The sequence below is a fragment of the Nocardioides sp. NPDC057577 genome (assembly GCF_042801335.1).
In the GTDB taxonomy this organism is placed as follows: Bacteria; Actinomycetota; Actinomycetes; order Propionibacteriales; family Nocardioidaceae; genus Nocardioides.
Window position 1 is genome coordinate 11,145 of record NZ_JBHVGB010000134.1, and the last position, 6,153, is coordinate 17,297.

A 6,153-nucleotide genomic window follows, 5' to 3' on the forward strand; every position below is an offset into this window, starting at 1 on the left:
ACCCCGGTCGAGCGAGACGTCATGACGTGACAGGTCGGCCGACGCAAGTGACCGGTCGGCCGACGCGAGTGACGCTTCGGCCGACGCGGGCGACGTCTCGGATCAGTCGAACTTGCGCTTCTGCCGCGGCTTGCGGGGGCGATCGCCGAAGTCGGAGCTGCCCTGACGGCCACCCTTGTCGAAACGACCGCCCGAGCGACGCACGGGGGCACCGCCGGAGTCCTCGGAGAGCTCGATGAGCTTGCCGGAGATGCGGGTCGACTCGAGCGCCTTCCAGGTCTCGGGAGCCAGGTCCGCGGGGAGCTCGACGAGCGAGAAGTCGTTGCGGATGGAGATGTTGCCGAAGTCGGCGCGGCGCAGGCCGCCCTCGTTGGCGATGGCGCCGACGATCTGGCGCGGCTCGACGCGGTGACGCTTGCCGACCTGGATCTTGTAGGTGGCCAGCGGCTGCCCACTCTGACGCGAGGTGCTCGTCTCGCGGCGGGGGCCACGGTCGCTGCCGCGGTCGTCGCGGTCGCGACGCCCGCGCCGGTCCTCGTAGGCAGGCTTCTCGGGCTCGGGCTCGAGGAGCAGCGGCTCCTCGCCGTGGAGCACCGCGGCCAGGGCGGCGGCGACGTCGACCTCGGGGACGTCGTGCTCCTCGACGTAGTGACGCACCACGTCGCGGAAGAACTCGATCTTCTCGCCCTCCTGGAGCGCGGCGGTGATGCCGTCGTCGAAGCGGGAGAGGCGGGTCGCGTTGACCTCGTCGACCGAGGGCAGCTGCATCTGGGTCGGCGATGCCTTGGTGTGCTTCTCGATCGCGCGCAGCAGCCACCGCTCACGCGGGGTGACGAACGAGATCGCGTCGCCGGTGCGGCCGGCGCGGCCGGTGCGACCGATGCGGTGGACGTACGCCTCGACATCGGTCGGCAGGTCGTAGTTGACTACGTGCGAGATCCGCTCGACGTCGAGACCACGAGCCGCGACGTCGGTCGCGACCAGGATGTCCAGCGACCCGTCCTTGAGCTGGTTGACGGTCTTCTCGCGCTGGGCCTGGGCGATGTCGCCGTTGATCGCGGTCGCGGCGAAGCCACGCGCGCGCAGCTTCTCGGCCAGCGACTCGGTCTCGGACTTGGTGCGCGTGAAGACGATCATGCCCTCGAAGTTCTCGACCTCGAGGATGCGGGTGAGCGCGTCGACCTTCTGGGGGTAGGACACCATCAGGTAGCGCTGGGTGATGTTGGCGGCGGTCTGGGTCTTCGCCTTGACCGAGATCTCCTTCGCATCGCGAAGGTACTTCTTCGACAGCCGACGGATCTGCGCGGGCATCGTCGCCGAGAAGAGCGCGACCTGCTTGTCCTCGGGGGTGTCGGCGAGGATGGTCTCGACGTCCTCCGCGAAGCCCATGTTGAGCATCTCGTCGGCCTCGTCGAGCACCAGGAAGCGCAGCTGGGAGAGGTCGAGGGTGCCCTTCTCCAGGTGGTCCATGATTCGGCCGGGGGTGCCGACGACGACGTGGACACCACGACGCAGCGCGGTCAGCTGGGGGCCGTAGCCCTGCCCGCCGTAGACCGGCAGGATGCGTACGCCGTCGAGGTTGGACGCGTAACGCTCGAACGCCTCGCACACCTGCAGGGCCAGCTCGCGCGTCGGCGCGAGCACCAGCGCCTGCGGCGCGTTCTGGTAGACGTCGAGGTTGGAGAGCACCGGCAGCGCGAACGCGGCGGTCTTACCGGTGCCGGTCTGCGCGAGGCCGACGACGTCGCGGCCCTCGAGCAGCGAGGGGATGGTCGCGGCCTGGATCGCGCTCGGCGTCTCGTAGCCGAGCGCCTTCACGGCCTCGAGGACACCGGCGGACAGGCCGAGTGAGTCGAAGGTCGGACCCTGCTCAGCCTCGACGCTGGACCCACCGCTGGGCGCGCTCGGCTCGTCGGGCGCGGGAGTGGTGGATACGGCAGAATCAGCGTCGGTGCTCACCATCCAACGGTAGGCCCTTATAGCACGATCTCAGCATTCCTCGACGCGGTGGCCCCCGTCACTCAGGAGACGATGACCTCGTCGCCGACCGCGATCTCGCCGGGATGGGCGACGGCGAGATGCACCGCAGCCCAGACCTTGCCGTCCCAGCGGCGATGCTGGGCGAGAGCCCGGAGCGGGTCCTTGCCCGACTCCAGAGTGTCGGCGTCGATGGTCGTCATCACGCACCTGTCGATCGGGGCGGCGACCCGGAACCGAGCGCCACCGATCGCGACCTCGCTCCAGCCGTCCTCGGCGAACGCCTCCGGGGAGCCCTCGATCAGCAGGTTGGCACGGAAGCGCTGGGCGGGGACCTCGCCCTCGGCCCATGCGTCGATCTGGTCGGCCGAGGCGTCGGTGATCAGCGACACCGGAGAGGAGTCGTGGAACGCGGCGAACTCGCCGGGCCGATACTTGTCCGGGTTCATCGGCCGCTTCGTCGGGTCGGCACACCACATCAGCCTCAGGTCGTCGCGGCCGAGCGCCTTCCTCAGCCACGCGTCGGCAGGCTCCCCGACGGCCTGTGCCGTGAGCGGCTTCCCGAAGAAACGTACGCCGGCGGCCGGCGTCTCCCGCGGGGGCACCGCCACCTCCAGCGGGTCCATCTCGGGGAACTTCAGCAGCAGGTCCACACCTGCCGGGCCGCCGGTCGAGGGAGTCTCCGCCACGACCTTGAACAGCTCCCGCACCTCACGAGCCGTCACCAGCTTGCCGCTGCCGTCGACGACCATCCACTCGCGGTCCCCCACGATCCCGGCTCTACCGACGTACGCCTCCTCGACCGGGCGGATCGCCGTCGACTTCACCGGATGGATGTTGATCCCTGCCAGGCGCATGGGGCCCATTGAAGCGGACACCGCTACTCGACCGTGACAGATTTAGCGAGGTTCCGGGGCTTGTCGACGTCGTGGCCGAGGGCCTTGGCGGCGTGGAAGGCGATCAGCTGGAGCGGGATGGTCAGCAGGATCGGATCGAGCTCGACCTCGTTCTTCGGTACGTCCACGCGCAGCGCGTCGAGCTCGCCGAGGTCGACATCGGGGTGGGTGACGACGACCAGCGGCCCGCGACGGGCACTGATCTCGTGGAGGGCTGCGACGTTGCGGTCCGTGAGCTCGTCCGACGGAACGATCGCGACCGTCGGCACGGACTCCGAGATCAGCGCGAGCGGACCGTGCTTGAGCTCGGAGGTCTGATAGGCCTCGGCGTGCCGGTAGGAGATCTCCTTCAGCTTCTGCGCGCCTTCCCGAGCGACCGGGTAGCCGCGTACCCGACCGACGAAGAACATCGACTCGGCCTCGGCCAGCCGCGCCGCGACCTCCTCGAGGTGGGACTCGCTCTTGAGGATCTCCTCGATCTGGGTCGGCAGCGCCTGCAGGCCGGCGATGAGCCGCTTCCCGTCGGCGATCGAGAGGTCACGCACGCGGCCCAGCTGGAGCGCCAGGAGCGAGAACGCGACGTACATGTTGGTGAGCGCCTTGGTCGAGGCGACCGCGATCTCCGGGCCGGCGTGCAGGTAGATGCCGCCGTCGACCGCGCGCGCGATCGCCGAGCCGACGACGTTGACGACGCCGAGCACACGCCCACCCTTGCGCTTGATCTCCTGGACCGCGAGCAGCGTGTCGATGGTCTCGCCGGACTGCGACACCGCGACATACAACGTGTCGGGCTCGATGATCGGGTTGCGGTAGCGGAACTCCGAGGCCGCCTCGGCGTCGGCCGGGACCCGGGCCAGCTCCTCGATCAGCCCGGCGCCCATCTGGCCGACGTAGTAGGCGGAGCCGCAGCCGAGGATCTTCACCCGGCGGATCGCGCGCAGCTCGCGCGGGTCGAGGTTGAGCCCGCCGAGGTGGGCCGTGCCGAACCGCTCGTCGAGTCGCCCGCGGAGCGCCCGCTCGACCGAGGACGGCTGCTCGAGGATCTCGGTGAACATCCGCGGCTCGTCGGCGAGCTCGCCGTACTCGTACGCCGACGGGTCCACGTCGACCTCGCGAGCCGTCGTCGTGGTCGTGGTCAGGTCCTGGCGGAAGGTCGTGAACCCGGTCGCGGTGATGGTCGCGAGCTCGCCGTCGTCGAGGTGGGCGACGGTGGTGGTGTGGCGTACGACCGCGGCCAGATCCGAGGCGACGTACATCTCTCCGTCGCCGACGCCGACGATCAGCGGCGAACCGTTGCGGGCGACGACCATGCGGTCGGGGAAGTCGGCGTGCACGACGGCGAGGCCCCAGGTGCCCTCGACCTGCGAGAGCGCGTCGACGACCTTCGCCTCCAGGGTGTCCGCGGTCGACGATCCGATGAGGTGGGCGAAGACCTCGGTGTCGGTGTCGCTGACCAGCTCGACACCCGCCTCGGTGAGCCGCTCCCGCAGCGAGGCCGCGTTGTCGACGATGCCGTTGTGGACGACGGCGACCCGGCCATCGGCGGAGGCGTGCGGGTGGGCGTTGGTGTCGTTGGCCGGACCATGGGTCGCCCACCGGGTGTGGCCGATGCCGACCTTGCCTGCGAACCGCTTCGGCAGCGCGTCGACCAGATCGCGTACGCGTCCGGCCTTCTTCACGACCTGGAGCCTGCTGCCCAGCACCGCGACACCCGCGGAGTCATAGCCGCGGTGCTCCAGCCGGGCGAGCCCCTCGGTGAGCAGGCCGGCGGCCTGCTGAGGTCCGATGTAGCCGACGATTCCGCACATGTGTCCCGTCCAATCAATCCGTCGTTCTATCCGTAGATGAGCCGTCGCAGCTGCCGTTCGGTCAGCTGCGGCGCGGCAACGACCCGCGCCCGAAGCTCCTCGGCGAGCTGCGCGAAGATCGCGTCGTTCTTCGCGCCGTAGGTCTTCAGCTGTGCATGCCGGCGGCGTACGTAGGTCTCGACCGGTTCGTCGAAGTACGCCACCACGTCCTCGATCACGCGCGCCGCCTCCGCGGGCCGGAGCCCGGTGGTGGCGACCAGGTGGTCGATCAGCGCTCTCTCGGCCTTCACTCCACCAACTGTGAGCCACCTACGGGACATCGTTCAAATTTCTGCCCGATTTCGGGCAGAACTTCTCTTTTCGCCCCAAGTGGGGCGCGACACACCCAGAGCGCCCGTCTCCGGGCCTCGAAGTGGAGCACCACGCCTCATCTGGCGGACTGCTTGGACATCGGAGTGGGGGTGCGGTACCTTAGGTGAACACAAGGTGAACAGGAGGTGTCTGATGAACGGAAATAAAGTGACCAGCAAGCTCGAGCTCCGCTGGCTCCCCGTCGTCGACCGCCGCGGCCGTAAGCACATGGAGGCCCGCTGGGTCGAAGTCAGTGCGCCCGCGACCACGCGTCACGCTGCCTGACAACCGCTCAACGTTTCCGAGGCCCGCCCCCGACAAGGGAGCGGGCCTCGTGCGTTTAGGGATAGCGTTGTCACTGCAACCAATTTCCCCGCCCGACGTCAGAAAGCCCACGAGAGCGGGAACATTGGGCGAGATTCCCCCGTTATGATGCTTGTAGTTTCAACCAATTCTTCCAGGAGCAAACCCAACATGGGCATTTTCAGCAAGAAGGACACGGCCCCCGCCGCGACCGAGTTCGACACCCCGACCGCCGCCATCGACGACATCGCCGGTGACTACACCCTCGACATCGCCCACACCCGTCTGGGCTTCTCGGCCCGCCACGCGATGGTGACCACCGTCCGCGGCTCGTTCAAGGAGTTCGATGGCACCGCGGCGATCGACACCGCCGAGCCGGCCAAGTCCAAGGTCTCGCTGACGATCAAGGCTGACTCGGTCGACACCGGCAACGCCGACCGCGACGGTCACCTGCTCTCGGGCGACTTCTTCGAGAACGAGACCCACCCCAACATCACCTTCGAGTCGACCGAGGTCGAGTTCGACGGCGAGACCTGGAACATCACCGGTGACCTGACCATCAAGGGCACCACCAAGTCGGTCACCGTGCCGTTCGAGCAGACCGGCTCCGCCAAGGACCCGTTCGGCAACACCCGCGTCGGCTTCGAGGGTGCCGTCGCGATCAACCGCACCGACTGGGGCCTCTCCTTCAACGCCGCCCTCGAGACCGGCGGCGTCCTCGTCTCCGAGAAGATCAAGCTCGAGTTCGACATCTCCGCGATCAAGAACGCCGACGAGGCTGCCTGATCCTGAGGTCGATCTGACCCACGATGCGTCGG

6 protein-coding genes are annotated in these 6,153 nt (G+C 68.5%); 2 read left to right on the forward strand and 4 right to left on the reverse strand.

Annotation, left to right across the window (positions count from 1 at the left end; all coding sequences use genetic code 11):
- Window positions 1–102: 102 nt before the first annotated feature.
- From ACFU7D_RS21780 to ACFU7D_RS21795, 4 genes are read right to left on the reverse strand one after another with little or no spacing between them, the layout of a single operon-like run.
- Window positions 103–1,962 (reverse strand): DEAD/DEAH box helicase, encoded by a 1,860-nt coding sequence (locus ACFU7D_RS21780; protein WP_378871076.1) that lies wholly within the window; start codon window positions 1,960–1,962, stop codon window positions 103–105.
- Between the two features lie 59 nt (window positions 1,963–2,021).
- Complete coding sequence (locus tag ACFU7D_RS21785; RefSeq protein ID WP_378871079.1) at window positions 2,022–2,834, reverse strand: MOSC domain-containing protein; 813 nt, start codon at window positions 2,832–2,834, stop codon at window positions 2,022–2,024.
- A gap of 23 nt (window positions 2,835–2,857) precedes the next feature.
- Window positions 2,858–4,681, reverse strand: a complete 1,824-nt coding sequence (glmS, locus tag ACFU7D_RS21790) for a glutamine--fructose-6-phosphate transaminase (isomerizing) (RefSeq protein ID WP_378871082.1) — start codon at window positions 4,679–4,681, stop codon at window positions 2,858–2,860.
- Between the two features lie 26 nt (window positions 4,682–4,707).
- Window positions 4,708–4,971: a hypothetical protein gene (locus ACFU7D_RS21795; protein ID WP_378730006.1), complete on the reverse strand. Its 264-nt coding sequence runs from the start codon at window positions 4,969–4,971 to the stop codon at window positions 4,708–4,710.
- A 214-nt stretch (window positions 4,972–5,185) separates the two neighbouring features.
- Between ACFU7D_RS21795 and ACFU7D_RS21800 the strand changes: the two genes are divergently transcribed.
- Complete coding sequence (locus tag ACFU7D_RS21800; protein WP_378730008.1) at window positions 5,186–5,317, forward strand: hypothetical protein; 132 nt, start codon at window positions 5,186–5,188, stop codon at window positions 5,315–5,317.
- A gap of 189 nt (window positions 5,318–5,506) precedes the next feature.
- Window positions 5,507–6,121 (forward strand): YceI family protein, encoded by a 615-nt coding sequence (locus ACFU7D_RS21805; RefSeq protein WP_378730010.1) that lies wholly within the window; start codon window positions 5,507–5,509, stop codon window positions 6,119–6,121.
- The last annotated feature ends 32 nt before the right edge of the window (window positions 6,122–6,153 follow it).